Here is a 15,852-nt window from a genome sequence, read left to right on the forward strand (position 1 = left end):
GCTCGTCCCGCGCTTGATCGGGGGCGGGTGAGCCAACCGCGCTGGCGGCATGGGAGCACCCAGCCAGGGAGCGAGCCAGTCCATGCCGACCAGCGATCCGTCCAAGCCACCTGGAGAGCGCCGCGCCTCGGCCGGCATCCACGCCGCGCTCTTCTTCGCGACACTCGCCTTCGCGTCGCTCTCCGTGGAAGGCAAGCTCGCGATGAGCCCGCCTCACGACGTCTCGCCCACCGCCCTGACGATGGCGCGCTTCCTCGGCGGGGCGGTGGTCTTCGCCGGCGCGCACCTCGCCCTCCGGACGCCGCGCGTCGCGCGTCGCGCGGACGCGCTCCACCTCGCCGTGCTCGCCTTCTTCGGCGTCGTCTGCAACCAGGCGCTCTTCCTCGTCGGCCTGCGCATCACCTCGGCCGTGTCCGCGACCCTCCTCATCGCGATGATCCCGGTCTTCACCGCCGCCCTCGCCGCCCTCACCGGCCGCGAGCCGTTCTCCCGGCGCGCCGGCGTCGGCACCGCGGTCGCGCTCTTCGGGGCCGCCATGCTCACCGGCTTCGCCGTCCCGCGGCTGGGCGACTCGTTTGCGCTCGTCTATGCCCTCTCGACCGCCATCTACGTCATCTACGCGAAATCGGCCCTGCAGCGCCTCGGGACGGTCACGGTCATGGCCTGGGTGTTCGGCTGGGGTACTCTCCTGTTCGCGCCGGTCGGCGGCGTCGCCCTCGTCCGCGAGGCGCCCTCGTGGTCCCTGCCGGCGGTCCTCCTCGTCGCCTTCTGCGTCCTCGTGCCGACCGTCCTGGCCTACGCCGTGAACGCCTGGGTGCTCCGCCGCGCCTCGCCGACGCTCGTGGCCATCTACGTCTTTCTCCGGCCGCCCCTGGTCGCCCTGCTCGCCTGGATCCAGCTCGACGAGGCCCTCTCGATGCGCATCGCGGCCGCCGGGCTCGTGCTCCTCGCCGGGGTCACGATCGTGGCCACCGCGCCCAGCCTGCTCGCCGGCCCCGCGGCGCCGCCGCCCCCCGACGACGACGCGCCCGCCCGGTCGCACAGCCTGGCGCTCCTGGCCGCGAATCACGGGACCACACACCCGAACCAGCAGCCGGCCGGCAGCGGATCCATCAAGACATGAGCCTCCGAGCCCACAAGTCGCGCGTGCGACTCGCGCCCTCGTCGCAAGGCCGAGCAGGCCGAGATTGCGGGCGATCGCACCGGAGAGGTAAGGCGCTTGACAGCCGAAACCGGGTACGTGACGATGCGGTCGAGGTCAGCGACGCGTTAACGCACTCACGCCGGGGGGAACGGCAGCGCTCCCACGCAGGCGCTCAGGGGAGGTGAAGGGATGGGGACCGAGCAGCCGTCGCCCGGGCTCGTGCTCGTTGCCGACGACGTACTCGTGAACCTCGAGGTGCTCTCAAGCACGCTTGAGTCGGCTGGGATTGAGGTCAGCATCGCGACCGACGGCCCCATGGTGCTTGAACGCCTGGAATACGAGACTCCCGATCTCATCCTGCTCGACGTCACCATGCCGGGCATGACGGGCTTCGACGTCTGCGAGCGGCTGAAATCGAGCCCGGCGACCGCCGATATCCCCGTCATCTTCACCACCGCGCACGCCGCGATGTCGGACAAGCTGCGCGGGTTTCGCCTCGGCGCGGTCGACTACGTGACCAAGCCGTTCGAGCGCGACGAGCTCCTCGCGCGCGTGAAGACGCAGCTGGCGCTCCGGCGCGCCCTGACGTCGCTGGCCAGGAAGAACGCCGAGCTCGAGAACGAGATCGAGGTGCGCGCCGCCGCACAGACGGAGTTCGTCCGGCTGGCCGACGAGCTCGAGCGGCGGGTGGAGGAGCGGACGGAGGCGCTCGCCCGGGCGGTGGCGGAGCTCGAGCGAGCCAAGGAGTCGCTCGAGGAGACGGTGGCGCGGCGCACCCGCGAGCTGCAGCGCGCGAACGAGCGGCTCGAGCGCGAGCTCGCCGAGCGAGCGGCGCTCGAGGAGGCCCGCTCCGCGCTCCAGGCGCAGATCATCGCGGCGCAGGCGGCGAGGCTGGCCGAGCTGTCGACGCCCATCATCCCCATCAGCGACCAGATCCTTGTCATGCCCCTCATCGGCATGGTCGACGAGGAGCGCGCGCAGGGCATGGTCGACGCGGCGACGATGGGGGTGAGCGGGCGCAGGGCGGCGGTCATGATCCTCGACATCACCGGCGTGTCGCGGGTCGACGCGCGCGTGGCCCAGGCGCTTCTGAGGGCGGCTCGAGCGGTGCGCTTGCTCGGCGCGCAGGTCGTGATCACCGGCATCCGCCCCGAGGTCGCGCGGGAGCTCGTGGCGCTCGGCGCCGAGATGACCGAGATGGTGACGCAGAGCACGCTCCAGGGCGGCATCGCCTACGCCATGAGCAAGACCCGCTCGCCGCCGCGCCGCGCGACAAACTCCGCGGCGCGCGGGTGACGCGGTTGCCCCGGCGGCGCGCGGGCGATCACCTCGATGCGGCGCGGGTCTCGGGCGTCGCCGTCGCCGGCGCGGGGCCTGCGGCAGCGCGGAGGAGCTCGCGCAGCCGGCTGACCTGAAAGCCCTTCGCCAGACCGCGCAGCTCGTCGAGGAACGGGGCGAAGCGCGCGTCCTCGCGCTCGAGCCGCTCGAGCTCCAGGAGCAGACCGCTCATCCGGCCTCGGTTCACCAGGTCGAGCAGCCCGGCGAGCGTCTCCGCCGACGGCGGCGCGCGCCCCGGCGCCTCGACCGCGGCGAGCGCGGGCTCCGCCGCGCGCGGCGCGGGCTCGGAGCGCGCCGAGGCGATGCCCGCGTGGGCTTCGAGCTGCGGCGCCGCGGCGGCCGGGGCGGCGCTCGCGTCCACGAGCGGCACCTCGAACTCGAACACGCTGCCCTGCCCGAGCTGGCTCTCGACCCGGAGCGCGCCGCCCATCTGCTCCACGATCCGCCGCGTGATCGCGAGCCCGAGGCCGGTCCCCTCGACCGGCGCGCCCTCGGGCGGAACCTGCTCGAACGGCTCGAAGATCCGCTCGAGGTGCCCGGGCGCGATGCCGGGGCCCGTGTCCTCCACGCGGAAGCGGACCGGCCGCGGCGCGCCGGCCCTCGATTCCCGTGGCTCTCCTGAGTCCAGGAGCGCCTCGCCCGCCGTCACGCGCAGCACCACGCGGCCGCTCTCGGTGAACTTGATGGCGTTGCCCAGCAGGTTGAGCAGCACCTGCATGAGCCGCTTCTGGTCGGTGATCACGGTCCCGAGCGCGGCGCCCTCCTGCTCGAACAGGAAGGCCAGGCTCTTGGCCTCGGCGCGCACCTGGCAGATGCCGAGCACCGCCTGCACGAACGAGGGGAAGTGCACCTCGTCGGGCGTGAGGCTCAGCTTGCCGGCCTCGATCTTGGCGAGATCGAGCACGTCGTTGATCAGCGTGAGCAGGTGCTCGCCGGACGACTGGATGATCTGCACGGCGCGCAGGTGCCGGGGCGATAGCCCCTCCAGGCGCTGGAGGATCTGCGCGTAGCCCAGGATCCCGCTGAGCGGCGTGCGCAGCTCGTGGCTCATGCTCGCGAGGAAATCGCTCTTGGCGCGGCTCGCCGCGTCGGCCGCCTCCTTGGCCGCCTTGAGCTCGGAGGTGCGCTCCTCGACCAGCTGCTCCAGGCGCTGGTGCGAGCTCGAGAGCTCGCTGTACAGGGCGGCGTTCTCCACGGCGGTCGCCGCCTGGGCGGCAAGGAGCGAGACCACCTGCACCCGCGCCTCGGGGAAGGCGCCCGAGACGCCCGCGTGCTCCAGCACCATCACGCCGAGGAGCCGCCCCTGATGGAGGAGCGGCACGAGCAGCAGCGAGGCCGGGCCGCGGCGCTCGAGGTACGGGTCGTCGTCGAAGCGCCCGTCGCCCCCGTCGCGCCCGAGCACCAGCGGCTCGCGGCTGCGCGCCACGTAGCGCACGACCTCGGCGGGCAGGAGCGCGGAGCTGAGGGCCGGCTCGTCGCGGTGGAGCGTGATCCGCTCGGGCTCGACGGTGAGCTCCGCGCGCACGACGAGGCGGTCGCCGCGCGAGAGCACGAGCACGGCGCGCTCGGCGCCGGCGTTCTCGGCGAGGAGCCGCATCATGCGCGCGATGAGCGAGTCCGGCTCACGATCGCTGGCCAGCGCCTGGGCGGCCTTGAGCAGCGAGACAACGTCGAGCTGGCTGCCCGCGGAGCCCGGCGCGGTCGCCGTCCTGCGCGACGGGGGCGCCGCGGCGACCGCCGGCTCGGTCCAGCCCGGCTCGGCCCGGCCCGGCTCGGCCACGGAGGTCCGGTCCGGCTCGGCCACGCAGAAGAGCGCGGGGTGCCTGCGGCGCAGGACCGCGGCGGCGGCGGTGGCCTCCCAGCGCAGGTAGGCGCCGTGCGCGTCGCGCAGGTAGGCGCGCGCCATCCGGGCGCGGCCGCGCCCGAGCAGGTACTCGCCCGCGAGGCGCAGGCCGAGGGCCTCGCCGCTGACGAAGCCCTGCCGGTGGGCGTGCTCGATGGCCTCGTCGTAGAGGCGCTCGGCGTCCTCGTGCCGCCCCGCGGCCTGCGCCTCCCCGGCCTCGGTGAGCAGGAGGGCGTGGCGGAAGGTCGCCGGGTTGAACGCCGCCAGCCTGGCGAGCCGCCCGCGCTGGGCGGCGAAGGCGGCGCGGACGTCGCGGTCCTCGTCCGCAGCACCCGGGGCCCCGGCGGGCGGCAGCGCGGCGCCGAGGATCGTCAGGAGCTCGAGCGCCCAGAGGGCCGGCGGGTTGCACCAGCCGGCCGTCCACTGGGCGCTCGCCTCCGCCCCGAGCCGCAGCGCCTCGCGATCCTCGCCCAGGTGCACGGCGGCGAACGCGGCGGCGCCGAGCATGATAACCTGCATCATCGCCGAACTGGCCGGGAGCGCGGCGATACGGCGGATCGCCGCGCCCGTGTCCGGCTCGTCCGCCTGGGCGAGCAGGTGATGGACGGCGCGGCACACCGGGGCGCTCTGGCCGGCGATGCGGTCCCTCCAGGGCCCCGCGGGGATCGGGCAGCTCGACAGCCGCGCCCCCGCGGCCATCCGCGCGGCGGGGAGGATGATCTGGCTGACCTCGCTGTGGGTGATGGCCCCCTCGCGGGCGCCGAGCTCGGGCACATCGCGCCAGCGCTCGTGGACGGCGGCGAGGTCCGGGTGCACGAACTGGCCGGCGAGGTTCCCTGTGTGGAGGGCGCCGGCGAGGAGCAGGCCTTCGGTCGATTGCGCGGCGTACACAAGCTCGACGCACCGGGCCCCGAGGGGCAGCTCCTGGAGCACGCCCGTGAGCACGACCGCGCTCATGCTCAGCCCGTAGGCCGCGCGCGGATACAGCCCGTGCAGGAGGGCGATCTCGGGCATCGCGAAGATCAGGCTCCGCGCGAGGGGCGGCTCGCTGAGCGCCGCCGCCGTGATGGAGGCCCCGATCAGCTCGCCGGCCACGCGGGCGACCGGATCGGCGCAGCAGGGCAGCGCGCGGAACGACTCCGGGCTCATCGCCGCGATCAGGGGGGCGATGCGCGCCGCCTGGGCGGCGAAGAACGCGGCCAGCGCCCCGGGCTCGCGCGGGAACGACCAGCCGAGCTCCGCGAGCGCGGCGAGCCCGACGCCGAGGCCTTCGGGGTAGCGCCCGGCGACGGTGAGCAGCGGCACCTGCGAGAGCGCCACGCGCCCGCGCGCGACAGCGTCCGCGGCGCTCTCCCGGCACGCCGCGAACCGCCGCTCGCCCGCCTCGGGTTGCCCGGCGAGCCACTCGGCCTCCGCGAGCGCGAGCAGGATCTCGAAGCGGAGCGCCCGGGCGTCGTCCGCCGCGGCCGGGGCGTCGTCCGCCGCGGCCGCGGCGTCGCCCAGGAGCTCGCAGGCGGCCCGCAGGAACCGCACCGCCTCGGCGTCGGCCGAGGCCGCCTTCGCCCGCAGCCCGCCGGCGAGGCAGCGATCGGCCACCCGGCGCCGCTCGGCCGGCTCGGTCAGGCGCTCCGTGGCCCGGAGGTAGTGGTCGAGGAGCGCGAACAGCTCGGCGTCCCCCCCGTGCTCTGACCAGCGCCGATCGAGCTCGCGCGCGAGCGCGAGGTGGAGGTCGAGGCGCTCGCCGTGCCCGAGCAGCTCGTACGCGGCCTGCTGCACCCGGTCGTGCACGAACGCGTACGCCTCGCCCTCGCCCTCGCCTGCGGCCACCAGGAGCCCCTCGTGGAGCAGCGCCTCGGCTGCCCTCCGCACCGCCTCGGCCGGGAGCCCCGCGGCGGCGCTCACCAGGGAGGCCTCGAAGCCCGCTCCCACGCACGCCCCCGCGGCCAGCGTCCGCCGGGGCTCCTCGGGGAGGCGGCCCATCTTCGCCGTCAAGAGCGCCACGACGTTGTCGGTGACGGCGGTCCGCTCGATGCGCTCCGCCTCCCACCGCCACTTGCCCGTGGCGAGGTCGCGCGAGAGCAGCCGCTGCTCGTGCAGCGCCAGCAGGAACTGCGCCACGAACAGCGGGCTGCCGTCGGTCTTCGCCCGCACGAGCGAGCACAGGGCCTGCACCTCGTCGCCGGCGCCGTGCAGCATGTCGTCGACCATCCCGACGAGCGCCTCGTCGTCGAGCGGCCCGAGCGCGTGCACCGCCGCGCGCCGCCCGCTCGCCCGGGTCGCCTCGAGCAGCGCGCGCAGCGGGTGCGCCTCGCCCACCTCGCCGTCGCGGTAGGCCCCGAGCAGCAGGAGGTGCTTCATCTCCGGGTCGGTCGCGATCGCCTCGAGCAGGGCCAGCGACGGCGCGTCGGCCCACTGGAGGTCGTCGATGAACAGCACGAGCGGGTGCGCGGCGCTCGCCGTCGCGCGGACGAAGCGCTGCACGGTGAGCTGGAAGCGGTGCTTCGCGTCGGCCGGGCTCACCTCCAGGAGGGCCGGCGGCTCGCCGAGGATGCGCGCGAGCTCCGGCGCCATGTCGACGAGGATGCGCGCGCTTCTGCCCAGCGCGGCGCGGCAGGTCTCGGCCCAGCCATGGAGCGCCTCCGCGCTGTCCGAGAGCCTGCGGCGCGCGATGGCGCGGAAGGCCTGCGCGAGCGCCGCGTAGGGGGTGCCGCGCTGGAGCAGGTCGAACTTGCCGGGCGCGAAGAGGCCCCCGGCGAGGCGCGCCTCCTCGCGCAGCGCCCCGGCGAGCGCCGATTTGCCGACGCCGGACGGCCCCGAGAACAGCGCGAGCTCGGTCTCGCCGCCGCGCGCGCGCTCGAGCGCCTCCCGGAGCGCCTGCTGCTCCCGCTCCCGGCCGACGAGCCGCGACGGCCTCCGGATGCGGTCCTCCCAGTCGCGCGCGCCGAGCGGAAACGGCCGGATCGTGCCTGTCTCGCGGAGCTCTTCGAGGGCGCGCTCCAGGTCGCACGCCGCGCCGTCGCCGGTCTGGTAGCGCTGCTCCGGGCTCTTCTCGAGGAGCCGCATCACGACGGCGCTGACCGCCTCGGGGATCCGGAGCGCCGGCGCGCGCTCGTGCGGCGGCGGCGGCCTCCGGGCGATGTGCGCGTGGATCAGCGAGAGCTCGTCCGTCTGCTCGAAGGGCAGCTTGCCTGTCAGCATCTGGTAGAGCGTGCTGCCGAGCGCGTAGAGGTCCGCGCGCGCGTCGAGGCTGCGCTTCATGCGGCCGGTCTGCTCGGGCGCCATGTAGGCGAGCGTCCCGATGACCGCGCCATCGGCGTCGGCGGCGTCGCCGGCCGCCGCCCGCCGCGTGGCCAGGCCGAAGTCGATGAGCCGCACCTGGGAGCGCGCTGCGTCCACGAGGATGTTCTGCGGATTGACGTCGCGATGGATGATGCCCCGGCGGTGCAGCTGCCCGAGCAGCCGGGCGAGCGAGGCGCCGAGGCGCAGCACGGTCTCGACCGGCAGGGGCCCGCTCACCAGGGCGAGATCGAGGGAGCAGTCCCCCCAGCGCTCGAGCACGAGGGCCACCCCGGCGCCGTACGGCACGAGGTCCAGCGCGCGGGCGCTCCCGGGGAGGTTGAGCTCGCGGAGCAGCGCGTGCTCGCTGCGGAGCCGGTCCACGACCCGGTCGTCCGGCAGCTCGTGGCGCGGGATCTTCAGCACGACGGCGGCCCGGCTGCTCAGGTCGACGCCGGCCACGACCCGCGTCTCCGCGCCGGTGTACAGCACCTTCCCCAGCCGGTAGTCCATCGGCATCCATTCATCTTCACCGAAGTCCCGCGCCGTGTGTCGCTTTCCTGCGGCCCAGGCGAGCATGGACGGCCGGCGGAGCGCTGCTGGAGATTGGCCCTCCACGGTACAGCCTGCCTTCGCCGCCCCGGAGCCCGGGTTTGCAGGTGGAGCGGGCGTACGGAGCAGCCACGAGATGAACCCGCTCGTCGCTCCGGTAGGCGCCGGAGACCGGTTGAACCATACTCCGCGCCGAGAAGCAGGTGCGTACAATGGACTTCGACGTCGACTTCGCGATCGTGGGCTCCGGCTTCGGGGGCAGCGTCTCGGCGCTGCGCCTCGCCGAGAAGGGCTACAAGGTCACCGTGCTCGAGTGCGGCAAGCGCTGGCGCAAGGAGGATTTCCCGAAAACCAACTGGAATGTCCGGAAGTTCCTCTGGGCGCCCAGGCTGCTGTGTTACGGAATCCAGCGGCTGACCCTGCTCCGCGACACGCTCATCCTCTCGGGCGCGGGCGTCGGCGGCGGCTCGCTGGTCTACGCCAACACCCTCCTCGTGCCACCGCCTGAGGCCTTTGCCAGCCCGGGCTGGCCCGCCGGCACGAGCTGGCGTGACGAGCTGATGCCCTTCTACGAGACCGCGAAGCGCATGCTCGGTGTGACCCCGAACCCGAAGCTCTGGCCGGCGGACCATCAGCTCCGGCAGATCGCCGACGAGATGGGCCGCGCGGACAGTTTCCACGTCACCAACGTGGCCGTGCTCTTCGCGAAGGAGGGCGAGCAGGAGGGGCAGCGCGTGCCCGACCCGTTCTTCGGCGGTGAGGGGCCGGAGCGCGCCACGTGCGTCCACTGCGGCGGCTGCATGGTGGGCTGTCGCTTCGGCGCCAAGAACACGCTCGATCTCAACTACCTTTACCTGGCGGAGAAGAAGGGTTGCACCATCCAGCCCGAGACGATGGTCACGGCCATCGACGCGCTCCCGGGCGGCGGCTACGAGCTCACCCTGGAGCGCTCCACCGCGGTGTTCGGCAAGCGGCGACGCACGCTCCGGGCGCGCGGGGTGGTGCTCAGCGCCGGCGTGCTGGGCACGGTGAAGCTCCTGCTCGAGGCGAGGGCCGAGGGCCGTTTACCGCACCTCTCCGGGCAGCTCGGCAACTACGTGCGCACCAACAGCGAGGTCATCCTCGGGGTGACCGCCAGGGACGACCGGGTCGACTACTCCCGGGGCATCGCGATCACGAGCGGCATCTACCCGGACGCGCGCACGCACATCGAGCCGGTGCGCTACCCGGCCGGCTCCGACGTGATGGGCGCGCTGGGCACGGTGCTCACCGACGACGGGCCCGGGCTGCCGCGCTGGCTGCGCTGGCTCGGCCGGCGGCTGCTCCACCCCATCGATCTGATCTTCGGGCTCCTGCCGTTCAAGTTCGCGAGGCGCTCCACGATCCTCCTCGTGATGCAGACGGTGGACAACTACATGCAGCTCGTCTGGAAGCGCGGCGGCATGACCACGCACAGGCCGCCCGACCAGCCGAAGCCCCCGGCGTACATCCCCATCGCCAACGAGGTCGGCAGGCGGCTCGGCGTGCTGATGGACGGCACCCCGCGCAACGCCATCAACGAGGCCGTGCTCAACGTCCCGACCACCGCGCACATCCTCGGCGGCTGCGCCATCGCCGACAGCCCGGAGCGCGGGGTGATCGACCAGCGCAACCAGGTGTTCGGCCACGAGGGCCTGTACGTTGTCGACGGCTCGATGGTGCCCTCGAATCTGGGCGTGAACCCGTCGCTCACCATCACCGCCATGGCCGAACGGGCGATGAGCAAGATGCCCCTCCGGCGCGACAACCCTGCTTTCACCGCGTCGTCCCGGGTGCTGGAGGCGGCGGCGTCCACAGAGCACGTCCACCGCTGAGCAGGCCTACGGCATGTAAGGAACGCACCGCCAGCAAGGCTTCGCGGACGCGGCGTCGGGCCTGATCTCGGATTACATCCTGCTACCTGAGGCGCACGATCTGCGACAACAGCAGTGTTCGGTCGGATGACAACGGACGTAGGCGTGTCATGTTGCCTCATCGAGGCAAGAATGCCTCACCACGGTATTGTAAAATTCCAGTGGAACTTTGCAAATAGTTGAGGAGGACGCTTCTGTGAGAGTTCGAGCCTGCATCACCGGGTTGCTCCTCGTCGCCGGCTGCACCGGCGAGCTCGGCGGAACGACGGATGGCAGCACGGATTGGGGCCCGGTGGCGCTCCCGCCGCCCGCCAACATCCCTCCGGTCAACATCGATTGCACCCACGTCGGGAGCGGCAAGGACTACCAGGTCGGCCCCGGCAAGGAGTTCGAGGCGATCGGCGACGTGCCGCTCGAGTCGCTCGTCGCGGGCGACACGGTGCGCGTCTTCTGGCGCGCCGAGGGGTACCGCGAGAAGATCATGCTCGGCGGCCAGGGGACCGCGGAGCAGCCGATCCGGCTATGCGGCGTCCCGGGGCCGAACGGCGAGCTGCCGGTGATCGACGGCGAGGACGCCACCACCCGGCCCGAGCTCGATTTCCCCTTCGATGGCCACCAGGTGAGGGGGCTCATCGTCGTCGGGCACAAGCACGACGACCCGTACGATCTCGAGCCGAGCCACATCACGATCGAGGGGCTCGAGATCAAGAACGCTTCGACCCCCTTCGGCTTCACCGACAAGGCGGGATCGGCGGCGCCCTACGCGCGCAACGCGGCAGGCGTCTTCGTGGAGCGCGGCGACCACGTGACCGTCCGCGGCTGCGAGGTGCACGAGAACGCCAACGGCCTCTTCATCGGCACGGCCGGCGGGGACATCCTCACCACGAACGTGCTCATCGAGTCGAACTACATCCACGACAACGGCAGCCTCTCGGATTACAACGAGCACAACGTCTACAACGAGGCGTCGAACGTCATCTATCAGTTCAACCGCTTCGGCCCCACGCGCGGCGGCAACGGCAACAACATCAAGGAGCGCTCGGCCGGCGTCGTGATCCGGTACAACTGGATCGAGGACGGCGCCCACCTGATCGACCTCGTCGACGCGCAGGAGGCGACCGACTCGGTCGCGATGCCGTCGTTCCACGAGACCTTCATCTACGGCAACGTGCTCCTGCGCACCGGCTACGGCCCGTCGATGATCCACTATGGCGGGGACAGCGGGCAGACCGAGTACTACCGGAAGGGCACGCTCCGCTTCTTCGCCAACACCGTCTTCGTCAAGAACGAGACGTACCAGGATTACGAGCGCTCTGCGGTGTTCGAGGCCTCGACCAACGACGAGCGGATCGACGCGCGCAACAACGTGTTCGCCAGCAGCCACGAGCCGACGTCCCTCCGCGCGGTCACCTTCCTCGGGGACCGCGACGACGTGGCGTCCGGGGTCCTCCTCCTCGCCGGGAACTGGGTGAGGCAGGGGTGGACCGCGTTCGACCCGGTGCCGGGCCCGAGGCTGCTCGGGCGGGTGGACGGCCTGGACAGCTCGATCTTCGGCGTCGACCCGGCGTTCGCCTCGGCGGCATCCCACGATTTCATCCCGTCCACGGGCGCGCCGCTCATCGGCGCCGGCGCGGCGCTCGACGGCCTCCCCCCGGTCGACCACCAGTACTCGCTGCACCAGCAGGCGGAGCCGCGCAACGACGGCCCGACGCTCACCATCGGCGCGTTCGCGCAGTAGCCACCCGCCGCGGGCGCCGGCGCCTCGCTCAGTCGCCGGGGGAGAACACGATCGGATAGACGACCGTGGTCTTCTTCCCGATGCCCGGGAACGCCAGCGCCCTCGTCGCAGCCACCATGCACTTCTCCAGGGTCGCGTCGCGCAGCGTCGACCTGGCCGTGTCGACCGCGGCGTCGGCCACCGTCCCGTCGCCCAGGATCGCGAACGTGAGCGGGACCGACCCCGCCGCGGCCGGGCTCCGCGCGACGAGCTCCTCGTAGCAGACCCGGTAGCGGCCGAACGAGCCACGCACCACGGCCTGGATCTCCGCCGGCTCGAGCTCGCTCGGCAGCGGCACCGCGACCGGCCCCGCGGGCAGCTCCGTCATCGCGGCGAGCGCCTCCTCGACCGCGGGGAGCTGCGCCTGGCGCGGCGCGGCGATCAGGATCGCGGGCGGCGCCCCGCCGCGCTCGCGCACCGCGATGAGCCCCTCCCCCTTCTCGAGCCGCGCGACGATGTCCGCCGAGGGCAGCGGCAGCTCCGCGTCGTACCGCGCGGGGATGCGCTGGTTGCCGAGATCGAAGTAGAAGACCGCGAGGCTCGACCCAAGCAGAGGCCGGGCGGCCGGGATCTGGGCCCAGCCGTCGGTCCCGTACGACAGGTGATGGATCGCCACGTGGTCGTCGCAGCGCGGGCAGGCCTCCTTCCGGAGCGCGCGGATCGCGGGCGGGAGCGCGAAGGTCCTGAGGCGCTCGCTCACCGGCCGGCTCCCGCCGAACGCGAACACGCGGATCGTGAGCTCCCGGGGACCGGACTCCGGCACGGGGAAATACCGCGCGAGCGCGCGGGCGAACGGTGACGCGAGCCTCGCATCGCTCGGCTCCTCCGGCCGCGGCATCTCCTCGCTGCCGGTCACCAGGAGGCGCAGGCGCCCCTCGGCGGCCTTCTGGAACGACCAGGGCTCGCCGACGGGGTGATCGCCGAGGAGCGACTCCACGGCGGCGATCGCGGCCTCCCGGTCGCCCTCCGCGTCGAGCACCCGGCTCATCGCGAGCCTCGCCTGATCGCGCTGATCCGGCGCCAGCGCCGGATCGGCGAGCACCTCGGTGAGCGCCTGCCGCGCGGCGGCGATCTCCCGGCCCGCGTCGAGCCTGCGCTCGGCCTGCTCGATCGCGAGCGAGATGTCGGGGCGCCTGTCGGTGCCCGCGGAGATCTCGACGCGCACCTCGGCGCCCGGCGCGGCGGTCTCCGGGCCCCCGACGCACGAGGCGAGCGAGAGCAGACCGAGGGGGATGACGGCGGCGGCGCGGTGATGGATCGTGTTCATGGCGATTCGTGTCCTCCGGCGCGCGGCCCGCTTGCGGCAGCGCGTGAGAGGCATTGTGCGCACGGTCCTTGTTGGCTCCGTCCTCGCCATGTCACCGTTCTGTCTCCGGCGCCGGAGCGCGCGTGAAGCGGTAGCCGGCGCCGCGCACGGTCACGAGGTGCCGCGGCGAACGCGGGTCGGGCTCGAGCTTCGCGCGCAGCCGGTTGATGAAGTTGTCGACCGTGCGATCGGTGCCGAAGTAGTCCGCGCCCCAGACCGCGTCGAGGATGCGCTGGCGCGGCAGGAGCGCGCCCTCGCGCTCGACGAAGAAGCGCAGGAGCTTCATCTCGAGCGCCGTGAGCTCGACGGGCGCCCCGCGCCGCTCCACACGGTGGGCGCGGAAGTCGACGACGACCTCCGCGAACTGCACGACCGCGCGCTCGGCGTCGCCGAGCCGCCGCCGCCGGAGCGCCGCGTCGACGCGGGCGAGGAGCTCGGACACGCCGAACGGCTTCACGATGTAGTCGTCCGCGCCGAGCCGGAGCCCCCGCACCCTGTCCTGCTCCTCGCCCTTGGCGGTGACCATCAGGATGGGCAGATCGGCGTCGTGCCGGCGGAGCTCCTCGCAGATCTCGAAGCCGTTCATCTCGGGCAGCATCACGTCGAGCAGCACGAGATCGGGCCGCGCGGCGAGCGCCATCGAGAGCCCCTCGGCGCCCGTCTTCGCCACCTCGACGCGGAAGCCCGCGGAGCGCAGCGTCTTTTGGAGGCCGAGGCGCAGCGTCGGGTCGTCCTCGACGACGAGGACGGTCTCCAGCCTGCCATGGGGCGTCTTCTCGGTCATGGAGTCGGCTCCTTCGGTCCCGGGATCCACAGGGTGAACGCGGCGCCGCGGCCCGGCTCGCTCTCGACGCGGGCGCTGCCGCCGTGCGCGCGGGCGACGTGCCGGACAAGCGACAGCCCGATGCCGCTGCCCGAGACGGCGTGGCTCAGCCGGTCGTCGGCGCGCTCGAACGGCTCGAAGATGCGGCGCTGGTCGCGCCGGGCGACGCCCGGGCCGCGGTCCTCGACGGCGATCGCGACGCCGCCCCGCTCGCGCGCGACGCGGACGCGGTAGGGGGCGGCGAGCGGCGCGTACTTCAGGGCGTTGGCGAGGAGGTTGTCGACCGCGAGCTCTATCTGGCCCGCGTCGATGCTCGCCTCCGCGGCCGGGTCGAGCTCGCGCTCGACCCCGGGCATCTCCGGGTTCCGCTCCTCGAACCTGTCGATCGAGGCCGCGACCGCCTCCGCGACGCGCGCCGGGGCGCGATCGGCGGCCGCGCGTCCGGCCATCATCCGGCTGAAGCCGAGCAGCCGCTCGACGGTCTCGCCGAGCCGCCGCGACTCGCGCCCGAGCGCCTCGAACACCTCGCGGTGCTCCTCCGGCGCGAGCCGCCCCTCCTCGAGCAGCTCCGCGAGCATGCGCACCGACGCGATCGGCGTCCGGAGCTCGTGCGAGACGGCGGCGACGAAGTCGGTGCGCAGCTCGCTGGAGCGCCGGGCGGCGCGCATGCGCGCGAACAGGAGCGCGGCCAGCCCGAGGGCGAGCGCCGCGGCGGCGGCGCCGACGCCGACGAGCAGCCGCTTGCCCCGCGCCGCGTGCCGCGCCACGGCCGCCGGATCCGCGGGCGAGAGCCGCACGGCGAGCTCGGGCGCGATCGACAGGAGCGCCGCGGGCGCGCCGCCGAGCTCGGGCGCGGCGGGCGCCCGACCGGCGGCCCCGGCGAGGACGTCGGCGCGCACGTCGGGCGGCACCGGGCCCGCGCCGCCGCGGAGCCAGCCGGCGAGCGACCCGGCGTGGATCACGAAGCCGGCGGAGCGCCCGTCCGGGAGCGCCCGCAGCGTGCCCGCGGAGGCGCCCGCGCGCCACGAGACGAGCCCGCGCGCGTCGGGGCGCGCGCGCAGCGCGGCGTCGAGGCCTCCGCGCCGGAGCTCGGCCACGAGCGCGTCCCGCTCCGGGCGCGGGGCCGCGAGGGCCGCGCGCGCTCGCTCGCGCGGCTCGCCCGAGAGCGCCGCGTCCACCTCGATCGCGGCGGCCTGTCGCTCCGCCTCGGAGAGCCCCGCCGCGTGCGCCTCGAGCCACGCGGCGACGGCCGGCTGGTCGACGTCGACGGCGCGGCCTTCCGCGGCGTCGAGCGCGAGGACGGGCCAGAGCCACCGCCCCGCGGGCGACCGGGCCTCGGCGCAGCGCGCGAGGAAGTCGCGGCGCGCGCCGGCGCGGCCCTGGGCGTCCGGCCCGGCGGCGGCGCGGGCCAGCGCGGCGCACCCCCCGGGCGCGGGCGCAAGCGGCAGCGCGGCCTGGGGCGGCAGCAGCACGGAGCGATCCGGCGCGAGCAGCACCGGCGCGGCGAACGGCGGCGCGATCCCGGCGAGCGCCGCCGCGGCGGCCTCGGGCGCGCCGTCGATCGGGAGGGCGGCGAGGGCGGCGGCGGCGCTGTCGGTCTCCTGGTCGAGCGCGCGCGACAGGCGGGCGGAGGCGGTGGACAGCCCGAGCGCCACCTCGCGGCGGGCGCCGTCGGCCTCGTTGGCGAGGGCGCGCAGGCCGAGGACGCCGACGCAGATCGCGGGGACGCTCGCGGCGGCGGCGAAGAGCGCCCAGTCGCGCAGGCGGCTGGCCCGGGGGGAGAGCACGGGCGCAGGATCGCACGGGAAGGTCACCGCAATGTCACGGGTCGGGGAGAGGTGAGCGGCCCGCTCGCCGGCCCCACGACAGCTCCGCCGGCGCCTTCACCGGGCGCGCGGCGT

Annotated in this window: 8 protein-coding genes; 4 read left to right on the forward strand and 4 right to left on the reverse strand. The window is 74.1% G+C overall.

The window, feature by feature from the left end; translation table 11 throughout:
• Positions 1–82: 82 nt before the first annotated feature.
• Complete coding sequence (locus tag WME75_RS04785) at positions 83–1,123, forward strand: DMT family transporter (protein ID WP_437486883.1); 1,041 nt, start codon at positions 83–85, stop codon at positions 1,121–1,123.
• Between the two features lie 210 nt (positions 1,124–1,333).
• Entirely contained in the window at positions 1,334–2,440 is a 1,107-nt protein-coding gene (locus tag WME75_RS04790) for a response regulator (RefSeq protein WP_437486884.1), read from the forward strand.
• Between the two features lie 28 nt (positions 2,441–2,468).
• Here WME75_RS04790 and WME75_RS04795 read toward each other — a convergent pair whose 3' ends face one another.
• Complete coding sequence (locus tag WME75_RS04795) at positions 2,469–8,120, reverse strand: AAA family ATPase (RefSeq protein ID WP_437486885.1); 5,652 nt, start codon at positions 8,118–8,120, stop codon at positions 2,469–2,471.
• Between the two features lie 245 nt (positions 8,121–8,365).
• Here WME75_RS04795 and WME75_RS04800 point away from each other — a divergent pair, with 245 nt between their 5' ends.
• Together WME75_RS04800 and WME75_RS04805 are read left to right on the forward strand one after the other, a co-directional pair.
• Positions 8,366–10,006 (forward strand): GMC oxidoreductase, encoded by a 1,641-nt coding sequence (locus WME75_RS04800; RefSeq protein ID WP_437486886.1) that lies wholly within the window; start codon positions 8,366–8,368, stop codon positions 10,004–10,006.
• Between the two features lie 235 nt (positions 10,007–10,241).
• On the forward strand, positions 10,242–11,783 hold the full coding sequence (locus WME75_RS04805) for a right-handed parallel beta-helix repeat-containing protein (protein ID WP_437486888.1): 1,542 nt from the start codon (positions 10,242–10,244) through the stop codon (positions 11,781–11,783).
• Positions 11,784–11,811: 28 nt separating this feature from the next.
• On the opposite strand, the gene WME75_RS04810 is transcribed toward WME75_RS04805, so the two are convergent.
• From WME75_RS04810 to WME75_RS04820, 3 genes are all read right to left on the reverse strand, one after another.
• Positions 11,812–13,089: an AgmX/PglI C-terminal domain-containing protein gene (locus tag WME75_RS04810; RefSeq protein ID WP_437486890.1), complete on the reverse strand. Its 1,278-nt coding sequence runs from the start codon at positions 13,087–13,089 to the stop codon at positions 11,812–11,814.
• 91 nt (positions 13,090–13,180) lie between these two features.
• Positions 13,181–13,912, reverse strand: coding sequence for a response regulator transcription factor (locus tag WME75_RS04815; RefSeq protein ID WP_437486892.1), 732 nt, complete (start codon positions 13,910–13,912; stop codon positions 13,181–13,183).
• Positions 13,909–15,765, reverse strand: coding sequence for an ATP-binding protein (locus tag WME75_RS04820; protein WP_437486894.1), 1,857 nt, complete (start codon positions 15,763–15,765; stop codon positions 13,909–13,911). The genes WME75_RS04815 and WME75_RS04820 overlap by 4 nt, the downstream gene beginning before the upstream one ends.
• Positions 15,766–15,852: the final 87 nt, after the last annotated feature.

The organism is Sorangium sp. So ce1014, assembly GCF_051521505.1.
Lineage (GTDB): Bacteria > Myxococcota_A > Polyangia > Polyangiales > Polyangiaceae > Sorangium.

Coding starts and splice junctions, on each gene's coding strand:
- WME75_RS04790 (WP_437486884.1), top strand. CDS start 1,334: ATGGGGACCGAGCAGCCGTCGCCCGGGCTCGTGCTCGTTGCCGACGAC.
- WME75_RS04795 (WP_437486885.1), bottom strand. CDS start 8,120: ATGCCGATGGACTACCGGCTGGGGAAGGTGCTGTACACCGGCGCGGAG.
- WME75_RS04785 (WP_437486883.1), top strand. CDS start 83: ATGCCGACCAGCGATCCGTCCAAGCCACCTGGAGAGCGCCGCGCCTCG.
- WME75_RS04810 (WP_437486890.1), bottom strand. CDS start 13,089: ATGAACACGATCCATCACCGCGCCGCCGCCGTCATCCCCCTCGGTCTG.
- WME75_RS04815 (WP_437486892.1), bottom strand. CDS start 13,912: ATGACCGAGAAGACGCCCCATGGCAGGCTGGAGACCGTCCTCGTCGTC.
- WME75_RS04800 (WP_437486886.1), top strand. CDS start 8,366: ATGGACTTCGACGTCGACTTCGCGATCGTGGGCTCCGGCTTCGGGGGC.